General features: G+C 58.5%; 17 protein-coding genes. 4 read left to right on the plus strand and 13 right to left on the minus strand.

What is annotated here, in order from left to right:
* Positions 1–80: 80 nt before the first annotated feature.
* The 3 genes from nirB (at position 81) to cysG (ending at position 4473) form a co-directional block, all read left to right on the plus strand.
* A complete protein-coding gene (gene nirB / locus A1WC_RS02665) occupies positions 81–2624 on the plus strand; it encodes a nitrite reductase large subunit NirB (protein ID WP_008807025.1) in 2544 nt (847 codons plus the stop codon).
* Positions 2621–2947 (plus strand): nitrite reductase small subunit NirD, encoded by a 327-nt coding sequence (gene nirD, locus A1WC_RS02660; protein ID WP_016161897.1) that lies wholly within the window; start codon positions 2621–2623, stop codon positions 2945–2947. The genes nirB and nirD overlap by 4 nt, the downstream gene beginning before the upstream one ends.
* A gap of 152 nt (positions 2948–3099) precedes the next feature.
* Entirely contained in the window at positions 3100–4473 is a 1374-nt protein-coding gene (cysG, locus tag A1WC_RS02655; protein ID WP_012967144.1) for a siroheme synthase CysG, read from the plus strand.
* Positions 4474–4548: 75 nt separating this feature from the next.
* Here cysG and trpS read toward each other — a convergent pair whose 3' ends face one another.
* The 12 genes from trpS to A1WC_RS02595 form a co-directional block, all read right to left on the minus strand.
* Positions 4549–5553, minus strand: a complete 1005-nt coding sequence (gene trpS / locus A1WC_RS02650) for a tryptophan--tRNA ligase (RefSeq protein WP_008807022.1) — start codon at positions 5551–5553, stop codon at positions 4549–4551.
* The gene (gph, locus tag A1WC_RS02645) at positions 5546–6307 is read right to left on the minus strand and encodes a phosphoglycolate phosphatase (RefSeq protein ID WP_008807021.1); all 762 of its coding nucleotides are present in this window, start codon (positions 6305–6307) and stop codon (positions 5546–5548) included. The genes trpS and gph overlap by 8 nt, the downstream gene beginning before the upstream one ends.
* Positions 6300–6977, minus strand: a complete 678-nt coding sequence (gene rpe / locus A1WC_RS02640; protein WP_004202179.1) for a ribulose-phosphate 3-epimerase — start codon at positions 6975–6977, stop codon at positions 6300–6302. Before rpe ends, gph begins: the two co-directional genes overlap by 8 nt.
* Before the next feature lie 17 nt (positions 6978–6994).
* Complete coding sequence (dam, locus tag A1WC_RS02635; RefSeq protein WP_008807019.1) at positions 6995–7822, minus strand: adenine-specific DNA-methyltransferase; 828 nt, start codon at positions 7820–7822, stop codon at positions 6995–6997.
* Between the two features lie 78 nt (positions 7823–7900).
* Entirely contained in the window at positions 7901–9190 is a 1290-nt protein-coding gene (gene damX, locus A1WC_RS02630; protein ID WP_032691264.1) for a cell division protein DamX, read from the minus strand.
* 84 nt (positions 9191–9274) lie between these two features.
* Complete coding sequence (aroB, locus tag A1WC_RS02625) at positions 9275–10369, minus strand: 3-dehydroquinate synthase (RefSeq protein ID WP_016161899.1); 1095 nt, start codon at positions 10367–10369, stop codon at positions 9275–9277.
* A gap of 55 nt (positions 10370–10424) precedes the next feature.
* Positions 10425–10946 (minus strand): shikimate kinase AroK, encoded by a 522-nt coding sequence (gene aroK / locus A1WC_RS02620; RefSeq protein ID WP_002920267.1) that lies wholly within the window; start codon positions 10944–10946, stop codon positions 10425–10427.
* Between the two features lie 270 nt (positions 10947–11216).
* On the minus strand, positions 11217–12458 hold the full coding sequence (gene hofQ / locus A1WC_RS02615) for a DNA uptake porin HofQ (RefSeq protein WP_032691266.1): 1242 nt from the start codon (positions 12456–12458) through the stop codon (positions 11217–11219).
* The gene (locus A1WC_RS02610; protein WP_016161900.1) at positions 12394–12774 is read right to left on the minus strand and encodes a HofP DNA utilization family protein; all 381 of its coding nucleotides are present in this window, start codon (positions 12772–12774) and stop codon (positions 12394–12396) included. The genes hofQ and A1WC_RS02610 overlap by 65 nt, the downstream gene beginning before the upstream one ends.
* Positions 12764–13192 (minus strand): hypothetical protein, encoded by a 429-nt coding sequence (locus A1WC_RS02605; protein ID WP_016161901.1) that lies wholly within the window; start codon positions 13190–13192, stop codon positions 12764–12766. Before A1WC_RS02605 ends, A1WC_RS02610 begins: the two co-directional genes overlap by 11 nt.
* Complete coding sequence (locus tag A1WC_RS02600; protein ID WP_012540413.1) at positions 13182–13715, minus strand: PilN domain-containing protein; 534 nt, start codon at positions 13713–13715, stop codon at positions 13182–13184. The genes A1WC_RS02605 and A1WC_RS02600 overlap by 11 nt, the downstream gene beginning before the upstream one ends.
* Positions 13699–14499: a hypothetical protein gene (locus A1WC_RS02595; RefSeq protein ID WP_012967139.1), complete on the minus strand. Its 801-nt coding sequence runs from the start codon at positions 14497–14499 to the stop codon at positions 13699–13701. The genes A1WC_RS02600 and A1WC_RS02595 overlap by 17 nt, the downstream gene beginning before the upstream one ends.
* A gap of 118 nt (positions 14500–14617) precedes the next feature.
* Between A1WC_RS02595 and mrcA the strand changes: the two genes are divergently transcribed.
* Positions 14618–17176, plus strand: a complete 2559-nt coding sequence (gene mrcA / locus A1WC_RS02590) for a peptidoglycan glycosyltransferase/peptidoglycan DD-transpeptidase MrcA (RefSeq protein WP_008807011.1) — start codon at positions 14618–14620, stop codon at positions 17174–17176.
* Positions 17177–17229: 53 nt separating this feature from the next.
* On the opposite strand, the gene nudE is transcribed toward mrcA, so the two are convergent.
* A complete protein-coding gene (gene nudE, locus A1WC_RS02585) occupies positions 17230–17790 on the minus strand; it encodes an ADP compounds hydrolase NudE (protein ID WP_012967138.1) in 561 nt (186 codons plus the stop codon).
* Positions 17791–18018 lie beyond the last annotated feature (228 nt).

An 18018-nucleotide genomic window follows, 5' to 3' on the forward strand; every position in this document is an offset into this window, starting at 1 on the left:
AGTTGTCATTGATTTGCATCAATAAGCCTGATGGCTGAATCGTTAAGGTAGGCGGTAATAGAAAAGAAATCGAGGCAAAAATGAGCAAAGTCAGAATCGCTATCATCGGTAACGGCATGGTTGGCCATCGCTTTATCGAAGAGCTTCTCGATAAGGCGCCTGCCGGACAGTTCGACATTACCGTGTTCTGTGAAGAACCGCGTATCGCCTACGACCGTGTCCACCTGTCGTCTTATTTCTCCCACCATACCGCAGAAGAGCTGTCGCTGGTGCGCGAAGGTTTCTATGAGAAACACGGCGTCAAGGTGCTGGTCGGCGAACGGGCGATCACTATTAACCGCCAGGAGAAGGTGATCCACTCCAGCGCCGGGCGCACCGTGTTCTACGACAAGCTGATTATGGCGACCGGCTCATACCCCTGGATCCCGCCGATTAAAGGCGCGGAAACTCAGGATTGCTTCGTTTATCGCACCATTGAAGATCTTAACGCGATTGAATCCTGCGCCCGTCGCAGCAAACGCGGCGCGGTGGTCGGCGGCGGCCTCCTTGGCCTGGAAGCCGCAGGCGCCCTGAAAAACCTCGGCGTGGAAACCCACGTGATCGAGTTCGCGCCGATGCTGATGGCCGAGCAGCTCGACCAGATGGGCGGCGAGCAGCTGCGGCGCAAAATTGAAAGCATGGGCGTGAAAGTTCACACCAGTAAAAATACCAAAGAGATCGTCCAGCAGGGCACCGAGGCGCGTAAAACCATGCACTTCGCCGACGGTAGCGAGCTGCAGGTCGATTTCATCGTCTTCTCAACCGGGATCCGCCCGCGCGATAAGCTGGCCACCCAGTGCGGGCTGGCGGTCGCCCAGCGCGGCGGCATCATGGTCAACGATAGTTGCCAGACTTCCGACCCGGACATCTACGCGATCGGCGAATGCGCCAGCTGGAACAACCGCGTGTATGGCCTCGTCGCCCCGGGTTATAAAATGGCCCAGGTGGCCGTCGACCATCTCCTCGGCAGTGAAAACAGCTTCACCGGCGCCGACCTCAGCGCCAAGCTGAAGCTGCTGGGTGTGGACGTGGGCGGGATCGGCGATGCCCACGGCCGTACGCCGGGCGCCCGCAGCTACGTCTATCTCGACGAAAGCAAAGAAGTTTATAAGCGCCTGATCGTCAGCGCCGACAATAAAACGCTGCTCGGCGCGGTGCTGGTCGGCGACACCAGCGACTATGGCAATCTGCTGCAACTGGTGCTCAACGCTATCGAGCTGCCGGAAAATCCGGATTCGCTGATCCTTCCGGCCCACGCCGGCAGCGGCAAGCCGTCGATCGGCGTCGATAAACTGCCGGACAGCGCGCAGATCTGCTCCTGCTTTGACGTCAGTAAAGGCGACCTGATCGCCGCCATCAACAAAGGCTGCCACACCGTCGCGGCGCTGAAAGCGGAAACCAAAGCCGGAACCGGCTGCGGGGGTTGTATCCCTCTGGTGACGCAGGTGCTCAATGCCGAACTGGCGAAACAGGGCATCGAGGTCAACAACAACCTGTGCGAACACTTCGCTTACTCCCGCCAGGAGCTGTTCCACCTGATCCGCGTGGAAGGCATTAAAACCTTCGACGAACTGCTGGAAAAACACGGTCAGGGTTATGGCTGCGAGATCTGTAAGCCGACCGTCGGCTCTCTGCTGGCCTCCTGCTGGAATGAGTACATCCTCAAACCGCAGCACACGCCGCTGCAGGACACCAACGACAACTTCCTTGCCAACATTCAGAAAGATGGCACCTACTCGGTGATCCCGCGCTCCGCTGGCGGCGAAATCACGCCGGAAGGGCTGGTCGCCGTGGGCCGTATCGCGCGTGAATTCAATCTGTACACCAAAATCACCGGCTCCCAGCGCATCGGCCTGTTTGGCGCGCAGAAAGACGACCTGCCGGAGATCTGGCGTCAGCTGATTGAAGCGGGCTTCGAAACCGGCCACGCCTACGCCAAAGCGCTGCGGATGGCGAAAACCTGCGTCGGTAGCACCTGGTGCCGCTACGGGGTCGGCGACAGCGTCGGCTTCGGCGTGGAACTGGAAAACCGCTACAAAGGCATCCGCACCCCGCACAAAATGAAGTTCGGCGTCTCCGGCTGCACCCGCGAATGTGCGGAGGCCCAGGGCAAAGACGTGGGGATCATCGCCACCGAGAAAGGCTGGAACCTGTACGTGTGCGGTAATGGCGGGATGAAGCCGCGCCACGCCGATCTGCTGGCCGCGGACCTTGATCGCGAGACGCTGATTAAGTATCTCGACCGCTTTATGATGTTCTACATCCGCACCGCCGATAAGCTGACCCGCACCGCGCCGTGGCTGGACAACATGGAAGGCGGCATCGACTATCTGCGCAGCGTCATCATCGATGACAAGCTGGGCCTGAACGACCATCTGGAAGAGGAGCTGGCTCGCCTGCGCGCCGCCTTCGCCTGCGAGTGGACCGAAACCGTCAACAACCCGGCGGCGCAGACCCGCTTCAAACACTTTATCAACAGCGACCAGCGCGACCCGAACGTTCAGGTGGTGCCGGAACGTGACCAGCACCGCCCGGCCACGCCCTATGAGCGCATCCCGGTCACGCTGGTGGAGGAAAACGTATGAGCCAGTGGATAAACATCTGCAAAATTGACGACATCCTGCCGGCCACCGGCGTCTGCGCGCTGCTCGGCCAGCAGCAGGTGGCAGTCTTCCGTCCCTACCAGGACGACAGGGTATTCGCCATCAGCAACATTGACCCGTTCTTCAACGCCAGCGTGCTGTCTCGCGGGATTATCGCCGAACATGACGGCGCGCTATGGGTTGCCAGCCCGCTGAAAAAGCAGCGCTTCCGCCTGAGCGACGGCCTGTGCATGGAAGATGCCAGCCACTCCATCGCCCGCTTCGACGCCCGGGTGAAAGACGGCCAGGTGCAGCTTAAAGCGTAAGTCCTCTTCCTCCCCCCGGCTACGGGGGGAGACATAAGCAACACTTCTGACCGACAACGCATGAGTGCGGGATAAGTCGCATGTTTTGTATTACCTTTGCTGCTATTCTACGACCACGCATTTTCTACCCCTTATTTTCATGAGGTTATTCTGTGGATCACTTACCCATATTCTGCCAGTTGCGCCAGCGGGATTGTTTACTGGTTGGCGGCGGGGATGTCGCCGAACGCAAGGCCCGTCTGCTACTGGATGCTGGCGCAAACGTCACGGTCAATGCGCTCGACTTCACCCCGCAGTTTCAGGTGTGGGCCGATTCACAGATGCTAACCCTGGTGCAGGGGGAGTTTATCCCCTCGCTGCTGGACACCTGCTGGCTGGCCATTGCCGCTACCGATAATGAGACGGTGAACCAGCAGGTCAGCGATGCAGCCGAAGCGCGGCGTATCTTCTGTAACGTGGTGGATGCCCCGCGTCAGGCCAGCTTTATTATGCCATCCATCATCGACCGCTCGCCGCTGATGGTCGCCGTCTCTTCGGGCGGGACATCGCCGGTACTGGCGCGCCTGCTGCGCGAGAAGCTGGAGTCAGTCTTACCCCTGCATCTCGGCCAGCTGGCCCGCTATGCCGGCCATCTGCGCGCGCGCGTTAAGCAGCAGTTTGCCAGCGTGGGCGAACGCCGCCGCTTTTGGGAGAAGCTGTTTGTGAACGACCGGCTGGCGCAGTCGCTGGCCAATGACGATCGGCAGGCGGTGGCGGATACCACCGAGCAGCTGCTGACGGAGCCGTTGGAGCATCGCGGCGAGGTGGTGCTGGTTGGCGCCGGCCCCGGCGACGCCGGGCTGCTCACGCTCAAAGGCCTGCAGCAGATCCAGCAGGCCGACGTGGTGGTTTATGACCGGCTGGTTTCCGACGACATCATGAATCTGGTGCGTCGCGATGCCGACCGGGTGTTCGTCGGCAAACGTTCTGGCTACCACTGCGTCCCGCAGGAGGAGATCAACCAGATCCTGCTGCGTGAAGCGCAAAAAGGAAAACGCGTGGTCCGGCTGAAAGGCGGCGATCCCTTTATCTTTGGCCGCGGAGGGGAAGAGCTGGAAACCCTCTGTGAGGCGGGCATCCCCTTCTCCGTTGTTCCAGGCATCACCGCCGCCTCCGGCTGCTCCGCCTACTCGGGGATCCCGTTAACACACCGCGATTTCGCCCAGGGCGTCCGCCTGGTCACCGGCCATCTGAAAACCGGCGGCGAGCTGGACTGGGCAAACCTGGCAGTGGAGAAGCAAACCCTGGTGTTCTACATGGGCCTGAACCAGGCGCCGGCGATCCGCGAGAAGCTCATTGCTCACGGCATGGCGGAAGATATGCCCGCCGCCATCGTCGAGAACGGCACCGCCGTGTCGCAAAAAGTGGTCAGCGGCACCTTAGGGCAACTGGATATCCTGGCGCAGCAGATGGCTAGTCCGGCGCTGATCATCGTCGGCCGCGTGGTCGGCCTGCGGGATAAACTGAACTGGTTCTCGAACCACTAATCTTCGCCTCCCCCGCGTGGACGACAGACATAAAAAAGGCGGGATAATATCCCGCCTTTTTAGCTGTTGCGTCGCTTACGGCCTGGCGACAAAACCAATCGCTTCGTATACCGCTTTCAGGGTCTGAGAAGCGCGCGCGCTGGCTTTCTCTGCGCCGTCTTTCATTACCTGGTTGAGAAACGCTTCGTCGTTACGGAAACGGTGATAGCGCTCCTGCAGCTCAGTCAGCATGCCCGACACCGCTTCAGCGACTTCGCCTTTCAGGTGGCCATACATTTTGCCTTCAAAATGCTGCTCCAGCTCAGGAATGGTTTTCCCGGTGACCGCGGAGAGGATATCCAGCAGGTTGGAGACACCCGCTTTTTCTTTCAGGTCGTAGCGTACCACCGGCGGCTCGTCGGAGTCGGTCACCGCGCGTTTGATCTTCTTGACCACCGATTTCGGATCTTCCAGCAGGCCGATGACGTTGTTGCGGTTGTCGTCGGACTTGGACATCTTCCTGGTCGGCTCCAGCAGCGACATCACGCGTGCGCCGGACTTCGGAATAAACGGCTCAGGCACTTTAAAGACATCGCCATAGATGGCGTTAAAACGCTGGGCGATATCGCGGCTCAGTTCCAGGTGCTGTTTCTGATCTTCCCCTACCGGAACCTGGTTGGTCTGATACAGCAGAATGTCAGCGGCCATCAGTACCGGGTAATCAAACAGACCGGCGTTGATGTTTTCCGCGTAGCGTGCGGACTTGTCTTTAAACTGGGTCATGCGGCTCAGTTCGCCGAAATAGGTGTAGCAGTTCAGCGCCCAGCCTAACTGGGCGTGTTCCGGCACGTGCGACTGAACGAAGATGGTGCTTTTTTGCGGATCGATGCCGCAGGCCAGATACAGCGCCAGGGTATCCAGGGTCGCCTTGCGCAGCTGCTGCGGATCCTGGCGCACGGTAATGGCGTGTTGGTCCACGATGCAATAGATGCAGTGGTAATCGTCCTGCATGTTTACCCACTGACGCAGCGCACCCATGTAGTTGCCAATGGTCAGTTCACCTGAGGGCTGTGCGCCACTAAAAACGATGGGCTTAGTCATGTTTCAATTCCTGAGTTTCACTGTGCGGTAACCCGAGAGCGGGTAAGAGTTCATTAAACTGGTCGAAGAGATAGTCCGGCTCGCTCAGCGCAAGCGGTTCGCCATAGTTATAACCGTAGGTCAGGCCGACAGAGCAGCAGCCTGCCGCTTTGGCCGCCTGAATATCATTGCGCGAATCGCCGACGAACAGCAGCTCGGCAGGAGTCAGAGAGAGCTTTTCCGCCACCAGCAGCAGCGGTTCCGGATGCGGCTTTTTATTCTGCACGTCATCGCCGCCAATCACCACGGTAAAATATTTCGCGATATCGAGCGCGTCCAGCAGCGGGGCGACAAACGGCGTCGGCTTATTGGTGACCAGCGCCAGCGGCAGGCCTTTGGCATGCAGCGCGCCGAGCGTATCGGCCACCGCCGGGAACAGGAAGCTACCCTCTTCCGCCGTTTCGGCGTAATAGCGGTCAAACAGTTTACGCAAAATGCGCAGCTGTTCGTCTTGCGGAATATCATGATCGTCGACGGAAGGCTTACCCATCGCCGCCCGTAACGTCGCACGCTCCTGACGAGCCCAGGTCAGCGCCCGCTCCATCAGGACATCGGCGCCGTTGCCGATCCAGGTGACAACGCGTTCTTCTCCCGCCACCGGCAACTCCAGGGCGTAGAGGGCGTTATCAACCGCCGAGGTTAGACCCGGCGCACTGTCCACCAGCGTGCCGTCGAGATCAAACGCGATGCCGCGGATCGCCTGTAATTTATCCATGACTTACCTTCGCTAATTCACTACGCATTTGATCAATCACTTTCTTGTAGTCCGGCTGACCGAAGATCGCCGAACCGGCAACAAACATATCCGCACCCGCCGCGGCGATTTCGCCAATATTGCTGGCTTTCACGCCGCCATCCACTTCCAGGCGAATATCGTAGCCAGAAGCATCGATGCGCTGGCGTACTTCACGCAGTTTATCCAGCGTCTGGGGAATAAAGGACTGGCCGCCAAAGCCCGGGTTAACCGACATCAGCAGGATCACGTCCAGCTTATCCATCACGTAATCGAGGTAGCTCAGGGGCGTCGCCGGGTTAAACACCAGGCCCGCTTTACAGCCGTGCTCTTTAATCAGCTGCAGGCTGCGATCGACGTGTTCGGAGGCTTCAGGATGGAAGGTGATGATGCTGGCGCCGGCTTCGGCAAAATCAGGAATGATGCGGTCGACCGGCTTCACCATCAGGTGGACGTCGATTGGCGCGGTAATACCGTAATTGCGCAGCGACTTCAGCACCATCGGGCCAATCGTCAGATTCGGCACGTAGTGGTTGTCCATGACGTCGAAGTGCACGACATCCGCACCCGCCGCCAGCGCCTTCGCGGTATCCTCACCCAGACGGGCAAAATCAGCTGACAGAATCGAAGGGGCAATCAAATACTGCTTCATCCGCATCTCCTTGAAATTTATTTGGTCTTAGGCGGACGGTAGAGCGCTAACAGCTCATCCACCTTTTTACGCGTACCACCGTTGCTGCTGATGCTGCGCCGAACCTTCACAATATGTGTTTCTGCCGCGTTTTTATACCATTCCTGCGTCAACGGTGTGCGGTGGTTGGAAATCAGCACCGGGATCCGCTTTTTCATCAGCGATTCCGCCTTTTGCGCCAGCAGTACCTGTTGTTCCAGATTGAAGCTGTTGGTGTGGTAGGCGGTAAAGTTCGCCGTCGCCGTCAGCGGCGCATAGGGTGGATCGCAATATACCACCGCGCGGCTATCTGCACGTTGCATGCACTCTTCATACGATTCGCAGTAAAACTCGGCGTTTTGCGCTTTCTCGGCGAAATGATAGAGCTCTGCCTCGGGGAAATAGGGCTTTTTATAGCGGCCAAACGGCACATTAAACTCGCCGCGCAGATTGTAGCGACACAGGCCGTTGTAGCCGTGGCGATTCAGATACAGGAACAGCACCGCGCGACGCAGCGGATCCTGGCTTTGGTTGAATTCATCACGATACTGGTAGTAGCGCTCAGCGACGTTATTTTCCGGGACAAACATCTCACGCGCAGCGGCGACGTATTCGTCGGTACGCAATTTAACGATGTTGTACAGGCCAATTAAGTCACTGTTGATATCCGCGAGGATATAACGAGAAAAGTCGGTATTGAGAAATACCGACCCGGCGCCCACAAAGGGCTCGATTAAGCACTCGCCTTCCGGCAAATGCTTTTTAATATCGTCAAGCAGGGGGTACTTCCCCCCTGCCCACTTCAGAAAAGCGCGATTCTTTTTCATGCTGCCTAACTAATTACACGTTCTCCGGCTGTGGAGAAAGCTCCGACAGCATCCTGCGCTTAAGACTACCCCACGGCATTATTTCAGGTCAGCCTGTACCTGATGCAGTGGTTTTGCCCATGGATTTTTCGCCTGCACGTCCGCCGGCAGCGAGGTGACAGCGCGTTTCGCTTCTTCTTTCGAAGCATAGATACCGCTCACCAGCACGTACCACGGTTGGCCGTTACGCGACGTTTCATAGACAACATATCTATCCAGCTTCTCTTTCTTCGCCCAGTTGTTCAGGTTGTCGTAGTTAGAGGAGCTGCTGAGCTGCAGGGTATAGTTACCCGACGGCGCAGATTTCATTGAGCTCACGTCACCTGCCGTTTTACCGCTCTTCGCGGCTGGCGCTGCCGTTGCGGCTGGCGCGGCAGTGGTGGTGGACGCTGTTGCTACCGGTTTGCTCTGCGCTGTTGCCACCGGTTTGCTTTCGGTTACGGTGGTTTTCGCCGGGACGGTAGTCGCCGCGCTTTCAACATGCTTCGGCTGAACCGGCTTCGTTTCTACCGGCGCTTTTGCCACGGCCTGAGGCTTCGTCTGCGGCTTCGCTTCGATAACGGTGTGCTTACGCTCTGCCGGACGCGGCGTTGCAGCCGTCTGACGCTCGGTCGCCTGGCGCGGCGCCGCAGTGCTATTGGCGCCATTACGGATCGGCGCGACGGTTGCCGGTTCAGTTGGCAGCGTCGAGTTAGCCACGGCGCCGTCCAGCTGGCCCTGCTGCTGGGTCAGCGCATTGTTCAGATCGCCCTGAACTTCAATACGCTGCTGGCCCTGCGGCTCTGATACTGCCTGGCCCTGCGTCGGGTTCGCGGCAATAGGCGGAACCGTTACGTCCTGCTGTGGGGTGGTGTTGGCCGCAGCAGTCTGATCCTGACCGGCAGCAGGCGTGCTGGTGGACTGATCGTCAGACAAATTAATGCTCTTCTCGCCGGAAGCGGTCTGCTGGCTGGACGAGGATGGCGATTTCAGCGCAGAACCAATACCCACGATTAACAGCAGCAGCACCAGAATCCCCACGCCCATCATGATGTACTGACGGGAGGCAGGTTTGGCCGGCGCTTTTTTACGCTTGCGCGGACGACGCTCTACAGGCTGCTCTTCGAGCAGTTCCTCGTCTTCCGCATCCAGTTCTTCTTCGAGCTCTTCCTCTTCACGCTCGCGACGGGCCTTACCGGCGCGCGTCGGACGGCCTTCATCGGCATCAAGATCGACGTCGTCAAAATTGATCTGCGGATCGGCATCACGCTCGGAAGACTGACGGGAACGACCAGCACGACGATCGTTGCGATCGGCTTTCATATCGTCTTCTGGTTTGAAATCATCCATTTAACACCCCACTAAAAGGCTTATGCTCACGATTATTGCACATCACCCGAAATGATAACGCCGCGCGAACGCGGCCAGACCTTCTTATTGTTGCGCCTGCTGAGTATCAGCAATCGCGCCAAGAACCACATCATGCGGCACTCCGCCGCGCAGCTCGCTGCTTCCTATTGCGAGCGGGAGCACCAGCCGCATGTCGCCCGCCAGTACTTTTTTATCGCGCATCATATGGGGCAAATACGCCTGCGCACCCATCTCCTGCGGGCCGCGTACCGGTAAGCCTGCACGCTTGAGCAGATCGATAATGCGCTGTGTATCCTGCGCGCGGAACTGCCCCAGCCGTTCGGACGTATGCGCCGCCATCACCATACCTGCCGCCACCGCTTCGCCGTGCAGCCAGTTACCGTAGCCCATTTCCGCCTCGATAGCATGGCCGAAGGTATGTCCAAGATTGAGTAAAGCACGTAACCCGGTTTCACGCTCGTCAGCAGCCACAACTTCCGCTTTCAGCTCACAGCAACGGCGAATACAGTACGCCATCGCTTTTTCATCCAGCGCCAGCAGCGCATCAATGTTGTTTTCCAGCCAGCTGAAGAATTCGCCGTCGAGGATCACACCGTACTTGATGACCTCAGCCAGTCCGGAAGCGAGTTCACGCGCCGGGAGGGTCTTCAGACAGTTAAGATCAACCACCACCGAAACCGGCTGCCAGAAGGCGCCAATCATATTTTTGCCGAGAGGATGGTTCACTGCGGTTTTGCCGCCGACCGACGAATCGACCTGTGACAGCAGGGTGGTAGGGACCTGGATAAAACGCACCCCGCGCTGATAGCTTGCCGCGGCGAAACCGGTTAAATCACCGATTACGCCACCGCCAAGCGCCACCAGCGTGGTGTCGCGGCCATGCGGTTTTTGCAACAGCGCGGTAAAAACAGTATCCATCACCGCCAGGCTTTTATACTGCTCGCCATCGGGCAGGATCACGCTGTCAACGTTGACCCCTGCCTGCTCCAGCACAGAGCGGACGGTATCCAGATAAAGCGGCGCCAGCGTTTCGTTGGTGACCAGCATAGCCTGGTCGCCCGACTTGAGTGGCAGGAAGGAAGCTGGATCGTTAAACAAACCAGCCGCGATGGTAATCGGGTAACTACGTTCCCCGAGGGTAACAGTAAGCCTCTCCATAACGCGACGTCCACCTCAGTGACTTTTACTCTGACGCACTTTTATTAAGCCAGAATCAATTGCTTTCCAGCATATGAATAATCTGGTTCGCGACGACTTTCGCACTCTGATCGTCTGTGCGGATAGTCACATCGGCGATCTCTTCATACAGCGGGTTACGCTCGTCAGCCAGCGCTTCCAGCACTTCACGAGGCGGCGCATCGACTTGTAGCAAAGGACGCTTTTTATCGCGCTGCGTACGGGCCAACTGCTTCTCGATTGTCGTTTCCAGGTAGACCACCACGCCGCGGGCGGAGAGACGGTTACGCGTTTCACGGGATTTTACAGAGCCGCCGCCAGTCGCCAGCACAATCCCCTGTTTTTCCGTCAACTCATTGATAATTTTTTCTTCACGGTCGCGGAAGCCCTCTTCGCCTTCAACATCGAAGACCCAGCCCACATCAGCGCCAGTGCGTTTCTCAATTTCTTGATCGGAATCGTAAAATTCCATGTTGAGCTGTTGGGCTAACTGACGCCCAATAGTGCTTTTGCCGGCACCCATAGGCCCAACCAGAAAGATATTGCGTTTCTCTGCCATTTTTTCGGTACTACTAAGACTATTCGTTAATGATAAACCCGCTTCGCAGACACCCAGCGCCGCAGGGCATGAACTGAAACCTCATATGCAATAGAGCGAGAGTCAGACTAAAAATTATCTCAATACTCCGGCTGGTTTGGCAACTGAATAAAATCGCCGGACAATAAAGGGAGGATTGATGTCGTACCCGACTCTCAAATCGGTACCCCTTGTATGCTAAATCCGTCCTCACGTCAAACACCTGAAACGTGTTTAGCATGAAAAACCTGCTTAACGTACCGCCAGAATCCGTGGCGTAATAAAGACAACCAGTTCACGGCGTTCATTATCTTTCCCGTCGCGACGAAACAGACGCCCCAGCACCGGGATATCGCCAAGCAGCGGGACGCTGTCGCGGGCGGTTTTGTTTTTCTGCGAAAAGATGCCGCCCAACGCTAACGTCTCGCCGCTGCGAACTTCCACCAGGGTTTCTATCTCCTGTTTATCGATGGCCAGCGCCTCGCCATTATCCTGCTTCAGCACCTGACCCGGCGTATTTTCGCTGATCCTCAGCTTCAGCCGCACTCTTCCCTGCTGCAGCACCGTCGGCGTCACCTCCATGCCCAGCACGGCCTCTTTAAACTCCACCGACGTGGCGCCGCTTTCACCGCTGGAAACCTGATAGGGGATCTCGCTCCCCTGCTTGATGCTGGCGGGCTGCATATGCGAGGCCAGCAAACGAGGGCTGGCGATAATATCGACCTGCTGCTTGCGCTCCAGCGCGGAAAGTTCCAGTTCGAGTAAGCGACCGTTAATCTTGCCGATGTTAAACCCCGCACGGGTGCTGGCATCGTTCACCGACATATCGCTGCTCAGGGTGGTAATTTGTCCTGATCCCGGCGAGCCTCCGGCCTCCGCCAGCCGCCACTTCACCCCCAGCTCGCGAAGGCTGGTTTCGCTCATCGACACGATATGAGCGGCCAGCTCCACCTGTCCGACGGGCAAATCCATCTCCTGCGCCCAGGCTTTCAACGCCGGCAGATGCCGGGCATCATCGCGGATCAGCAGACGGTTGGTCCGTTTGTCCGCCATCAGGTGCCCCCTGGCGCTAAGCAACTTACCGCCCGTTTTAGCCAGCTCCTCGGCATCGGCATAGTGCAGGGTCACGTTCTCGGCCTGCAGGGGCAGGTTCTGCAGGCGTTTCTCCTGTTCCGCTTCACGCTGCGCCTGATTCGCCTTTTGCCAGGCCTGGGTATGCGCGTAGATGACCGTTCCCTGCTGTTGCAAAGAGAGGCCTGCGCTATCCGCCACCGCCCGCAACGCCTGGGTCCAGGGAACCGTTTGCAGATGCAGGGAGAGCGTACCGCTAACGTCCGGCGCCACAACAAGGTTCTTGTGGTTCATTTCGGCCAGCGCTTGCAGCACATGAGCCACCGGCGCGTCATCGACCACCAGCGAAATTGTCTTTTCATTTCGGGCGGCGCCCGCCGCCAGCGGCAGCAGCAGAAGCAGCAGGCTTATCCATCGCATCATATTGTTTCCCTTCACGTTGCCAGCGCCACGCTGGCGGTTCACACCCCGCAGGCGTGGCGATCTCCAGCTCACCGGCCGTCAGCCGGCTCACCCGCCAGCCCGTGGGCAATTGATCATCCATGCGCACCCGCCGCCATTTGCCGCTCCCGTCCTGCAGAAACCCCGTCCAGCCTGCGCCATCCCCGGCCGCGCCGCCATAGCGCCATTGTGATAGTTGCACCGTGCGGCAGGGATCCTCTACCGGCTGAAATGGATCGCGCTCGGCCGCCAGCAGCGACAGCGGCAGCCACAGTAAAGCCCAGCGTTTACGTCCCATCTTCCGCCTCCAGTTGCAAACGCAGGCGGAGCACCTGCGCCTCACGCTCCAGCGAGAACGATCGCGGGTTCATCCCGCAGCGCGCCAGCCAGGAAAAAAACGCGGGCAGCGTCTGCCAGGGCAGGGTCAGCTCCATCTCGCCCCCGCTACCCTGAGGTCGCCAGGCGATAAGCTTCACCCCGGCAAGCGGAATGGCTATCGGCGAAAACGGCTGCTTGTCGATGCCCTCCACTGGGATTTCACCGGCGGGTATGCGCAATGCCATCACCCGACGCCATTGCATCTGCAGGACGGGGGCGCGGGACACTGCCGCTAGCGGCGGCCCGTCAGCGCACCAGAGCGTAACGCCGAAGCCCAGCCCCCCCATCGCGAACAGGGTCAGCAGCACCGCCTGGCTGCGCCGGCTGCTAATCCACATCGGCACGCTCTTCTGCAAGGGTAAAACTGAACTGCCAGCGTCCCTCGGCGTCGCGCTGCGTTCCGCCCGCTTTTGCCGGCGCGAATCCCGCCACATTGGTCAGAATGCGCTCCAGTCCGGCCAGCGCCTGAAGGTTGAGGGCCAGGCCGTTCACGGTCAGAACCGCGCCCTGGTAATCCAGCCGCGTCAGCCACGCCTGCGCGGGCAGATCTGCCGCCAGCGCCAGCAGCCTGGGTTGCCAGGCGGCGATCGCCGCTCTACGCCGTTGCTGTTGACGATGACGCTGGTGCTGCTGCCACGCCTCGCGCATTGGAAGCTCGCGCTGTTTAAGCGAGGCGAGCAACTGCGCGTCGGCCGTCGCGTGGAGTGTCGCCAGGGCGAGATGCTGCAGACGGACCGTGCGACATACCTGCAGGATCATCAATCCCAGCAGCATAATGCCGGTAGCAATCAGCAGGATGAAGCGCAGGCGCTGGCGCCGCCGCAGGTCGCGCCAGGGGAGAAGATTAACGGCATGCGTCATGGTGTTCACTCCCCAGCGCCAGCCCAAGGGCGATAGCGTAGCGATCGCCATCGACCGGCAGAGGAGGCTGCCGGCGGTGAATGACCTGCCAGACATCTAAGTTGCTGGCCTCGTCGCCAGCGTCAGCGCACAGACGCAAAGGAACCTGAAGCTGCTCCGCCAGCTGGCTTAACGACTTCACCTCATCGCAGGTGACACAACCCCAGGCCTCCTGCGTCGCCCATAGCCAGTGATTTTCATCCCGCCACGCGAGGCCCTGCGACTGCGGGTTCAGCAAGGGGACAAACGCGCCGAGCGCGCTGGCATCCGGCACGATGGCCGCTACCCGCAGTCGTAGCCGTCCTGCCAGCGCCCGCAGGACATTGATGTCCAGCCGCTGCGCCGCCGTGACCTGCCAACCGTCATCCCGCGAGGTGGGAGCATAATCAATGCTTAAGGAGGCGGCGGGCATCGCCAGTTGCTGGGTCATCGCGCTGGCTATCCACGTCGCCTGTTCACGATCCCGCAGGGCGAACTGGGGATAAGGCAGGCGCTTTTGCAGCGTGCGAACGGCGGGGAAAGCGATACTGACCTGATGCTGCACCGGTAGCTCCCGCCGCCAGGCGCTAAGCTGTGCGCCAAGGGCGCTGACGTCCACCACCATCCCCTGCCGTACCAGGCCTGGCGGCAGCGGAATACGCCACCAGCGGCGCAGCGCCCAGTGTGAGCGTTCATGCAATAGCGCGACAATGGCGATGCTATCCTGCTGGATATGCATCCCGATCCGCCAGTTTCTGAAAGCCATGCTTACGATCTCCTTATCCGGCAAAACTGTCCGGCTATATCAATGCACCTGGCTTGCCTTTATACTACTGCGCGTTTGTTTATAAACTGCCCAAATAAAACTAAATGGGAAAACACCGGTGAAGTTCGTAAAGTATCTATTGATCCTTGCAGTCTGTTGCGTACTGCTGGGAGCAGGCTCGATTTTTGGCCTCTACAAATACATAGAGCCGCAACTCCCCGACGTCGCAACCCTGAAGGATGTGCGTTTGCAGATCCCGATGCAGGTCTATAGCGCCGACGGTGAGCTTATTGCGCAATATGGCGAAAAACGCCGTATCCCTGTGACGCTGCAGCAAATTCCCCCCGAGCTGGTGAAAGCGTTTATCGCCACTGAAGACAGCCGTTTCTATGAGCACCACGGCGTCGATCCGGTGGGTATTTTCCGCGCCGCCAGCGTGGCGATGTTTTCAGGCCACGCCTCCCAGGGCGCCAGCACCATCACCCAGCAGTTAGCACGTAACTTCTTCCTCAGCCCCGAGAAGACGTTGATGCGTAAGATTAAAGAGGCCTTTCTGGCTATCCGCATCGAGCAGTTGCTGAACAAAGATGAAATCCTTGAGCTGTATCTGAACAAGATCTACCTCGGCTACCGCGCCTATGGCGTCGGCGCCGCGGCGCAGGTCTATTTTGGCAAACCTATCGACCAGTTGACCCTGAGTGAGATGGCGGTGATTGCCGGTCTGCCGAAAGCGCCTTCTACCTTTAACCCACTCTATTCCATGGATCGCGCGACCGCCCGTCGCAACGTGGTGCTGTCGCGTATGTTGAGCGAGGGGTACATCACCCAGGCGCAATATGATGAGGCGCGCAGCGAAGCGATCGACGCCAGCTATCACGCGCCGAAAATCGCTTTCTCCGCCCCTTACCTGAGCGAAATGGTGCGCCAGGAGATGGTGAATCGCTACGGCGAGCAGGCCTATGAAGATGGCTACCGGGTTTACACCACCATTACTCGCAAGAATCAGCAGGCAGCCCAGCAGGCGGTACGCAATAACGTGCTGGATTACGATATGCGTCACGGCTACCGCGGCCCGGCCAGCGTGCTGTGGAAAGTCGGTGAAACGCCGTGGGAGACGAAGAAAATCATCGACTCGCTGAAGCGTCAGTCTGGCTACGGCCCGCTTTTCCCGGCGGTGGTCACTTCCGCGAATGCCCAGGAGGCCGTCGCGCTGTTGGCTAACGGCGACTCGGTTTCTCTGACGATGGACGGCGTGCGCTGGGCCCGGCGCTTTATCTCGGATACGCAGCAGGGGGCGACCCCGCGTAAAGTCAACGACGTCCTGCAGGCCGGGCAGCAGATCTGGGTTCGTAAAGTGGCTGACGGCTGGTGGCTGTCACAGGTCCCGGACGTCAACTCAGCGCTGGTCTCCATTAATCCGCAAAACGGCGCGATTATTGCTCTCGTCGGCGGGTTTGACTTTAACCAGAGCAAGTTCAACCGCGCCACTCAGGCGCTGCGTCAGGTCGGCTCCAACATTAAGCCGTTCCTCTATACCGCCGCGATGGATAAAGGCTTAACGCTGGCCAGTATGCTCAACGATGTGCCGATCTCGCGCTGGGACGCAGGCGCAGGATCCGACTGGCGGCCGAAGAACTCGCCGCCGCAGTATGCCGGTCCGATTCGTTTACGCCAGGGGCTTGGACAGTCGAAAAACGTGGTGATGGTGCGCGCTATGCGCGCCATGGGCGTTGACTATGCCGCCGAGTATCTGCAGCGCTTTGGCTTCCCGGCGCAAAACATTGTCCACACAGAATCGCTGGCCCTGGGCTCCGCCTCCTTTACGCCCCTGCAGGTTGCCCGCGGATATTCGGTGATGGCCAACGGCGGCTTCCTGGTCAACCCGTTCTTTATCAGTAAGATTGAGAATGATCAGGGCGGCGTTCTCTTCGAAGAACGTCCGAAAATCGCCTGCCCGCAGTGTGATTTACCGGTCATTTACGGTGATACGCCAAAATCCAACGTGCTGGAAAATAAAGATGTGGAAGATGTCGCCACCTCGACGGAACCGCAGAACGGCAACGTGCCGCCACAGCCGCAGCTGGAGCAGGCCAACCAGTCGCTGGTTGCACAGAGCGGCGCCCAGGAATACGCGCCGCATGTGATTAATACGCCCCTGTCGTTCCTGATAAAAAGCGCACTGAACAGCAACATCTTTGGCGAACCGGGCTGGATGGGAACCGGCTGGCGCGCCGGACGCGATCTGCAGCGGCATGACATCGGCGGGAAAACCGGGACCACCAACAGCTCGAAGGATGCCTGGTTCTCAGGCTACGGCCCAGGTGTAGTGACTTCGGTATGGATCGGCTTTGACGATCATCGTCGCGATCTTGGCCGCACCACCGCCTCCGGGGCGATTAAAGATCAGATCTCCGGTTATGAGGGGGGTGCTAAAAGTGCCCAGCCGGCCTGGGACAGCTTTATGAAGAGCGTGCTGGAAGGAGTGCCGGAAGAGCCGTTAACCCCGCCGCCGGGGATCGTCACGGTGAATATCGACCGCAGCACTGGTCAGCTGGCTAACGGGGGCAACAGCCGCGCGGAATACTTCATTGAAGGAACCCAGCCCACGCAGCAGGCGGTCCATGAGGTGGGCACCACCCTGACTGACGGCGGTGGTGAAACCCACGAACTGTTCTGACAAAAAAAGCGCCTGCGGGCGCTTTTTTATTGCTGCTAACGGCGCGCTTTCTCTCAGAGTCGGCCCTGAGCCAGCAGCCACTCGCGCACTAAAAACAGCGCGCTGACGTTACGGGCTTCGTTAAAATCTTCTTCATCCAGCAGCGACATCAGCTGCGCCAGCGGCCAGCGCACCTGCGGCAGCGGCTCAGGTTCATCGCCCGGCAGTGACTCAGGATAGAGGTCTTCCGCCACCAGGATATTCATTTTGCTGGAGAAGTAAGAGGGGGCCATACTGAGCTTCTTCAGAAACGTCAGCTTATTGGCGCCAAAGCCAACCTCTTCTTTCAGCTCGCGATTCGCTGCTTCATCCACGGTTTCACCCGGGTCAATCAGCCCTTTGGAGAAACCCAGTTCGTAGGATTCCGTGCCGACGGCATACTCGCGAATCAAAATAATGTGATCATCAACAATCGGCACAATCATCACCGCTTCACGGGTGGATGGCCGCATACGTTCATAAACGCGACGCACACCGTTGCTGAATTCCAGATCGACGCTTTCGACATTAAAGAGGCGCGAACGGGCGACAGTTTCAACATTGAGAATGGTGGGTTTTTGTAATGATTTGCTCATTGTCATCGGTCTATGCTGTGATTAAGCAGTCATTGTGCGATACGCAACACGCTTTCGGCAATCCAAATCGCTACTTATTTACAGAGTTGTAACCTTTTACCGGCAAAGGGGAAAGTAATAAAGATAAAAAAGTCAATAGCTTGAATTCTGTTTGAGAATTTACCGATTTCTGCGCATTAACGTTTTTGGTAAGCTTATACGTTGCTGCATGACATATTCACTACCCTG

Source organism: Klebsiella sp. KTE92 (genome assembly GCF_000398905.1).
GTDB lineage: Bacteria > Pseudomonadota > Gammaproteobacteria > Enterobacterales > Enterobacteriaceae > Klebsiella > Klebsiella variicola.

Bases quoted from the DNA above. Each gene is read 5' to 3' on its own strand.
- nirB (WP_008807025.1), top strand. From the start codon at position 81: ATGAGCAAAGTCAGAATCGCTATCATCGGTAACGGCATGGTTGGCCAT.
- rpe (WP_004202179.1), bottom strand. From the start codon at position 6,977: ATGAAGCAGTATTTGATTGCCCCTTCGATTCTGTCAGCTGATTTTGCC.
- gph (WP_008807021.1), bottom strand. From the start codon at position 6,307: ATGGATAAATTACAGGCGATCCGCGGCATCGCGTTTGATCTCGACGGC.
- aroB (WP_016161899.1), bottom strand. From the start codon at position 10,369: ATGGAGAGGCTTACTGTTACCCTCGGGGAACGTAGTTACCCGATTACC.
- A1WC_RS02595 (WP_012967139.1), bottom strand. From the start codon at position 14,499: ATGGCTTTCAGAAACTGGCGGATCGGGATGCATATCCAGCAGGATAGC.
- A1WC_RS02600 (WP_012540413.1), bottom strand. From the start codon at position 13,715: ATGACGCATGCCGTTAATCTTCTCCCCTGGCGCGACCTGCGGCGGCGC.
- aroK (WP_002920267.1), bottom strand. From the start codon at position 10,946: ATGGCAGAGAAACGCAATATCTTTCTGGTTGGGCCTATGGGTGCCGGC.
- nirD (WP_016161897.1), top strand. From the start codon at position 2,621: ATGAGCCAGTGGATAAACATCTGCAAAATTGACGACATCCTGCCGGCC.
- nudE (WP_012967138.1), bottom strand. From the start codon at position 17,790: ATGAGCAAATCATTACAAAAACCCACCATTCTCAATGTTGAAACTGTC.
- trpS (WP_008807022.1), bottom strand. From the start codon at position 5,553: ATGACTAAGCCCATCGTTTTTAGTGGCGCACAGCCCTCAGGTGAACTG.
- dam (WP_008807019.1), bottom strand. From the start codon at position 7,822: ATGAAAAAGAATCGCGCTTTTCTGAAGTGGGCAGGGGGGAAGTACCCC.
- damX (WP_032691264.1), bottom strand. From the start codon at position 9,190: ATGGATGATTTCAAACCAGAAGACGATATGAAAGCCGATCGCAACGAT.
- A1WC_RS02610 (WP_016161900.1), bottom strand. From the start codon at position 12,774: ATGGGACGTAAACGCTGGGCTTTACTGTGGCTGCCGCTGTCGCTGCTG.
- A1WC_RS02605 (WP_016161901.1), bottom strand. From the start codon at position 13,192: ATGTGGATTAGCAGCCGGCGCAGCCAGGCGGTGCTGCTGACCCTGTTC.
- hofQ (WP_032691266.1), bottom strand. From the start codon at position 12,458: ATGATGCGATGGATAAGCCTGCTGCTTCTGCTGCTGCCGCTGGCGGCG.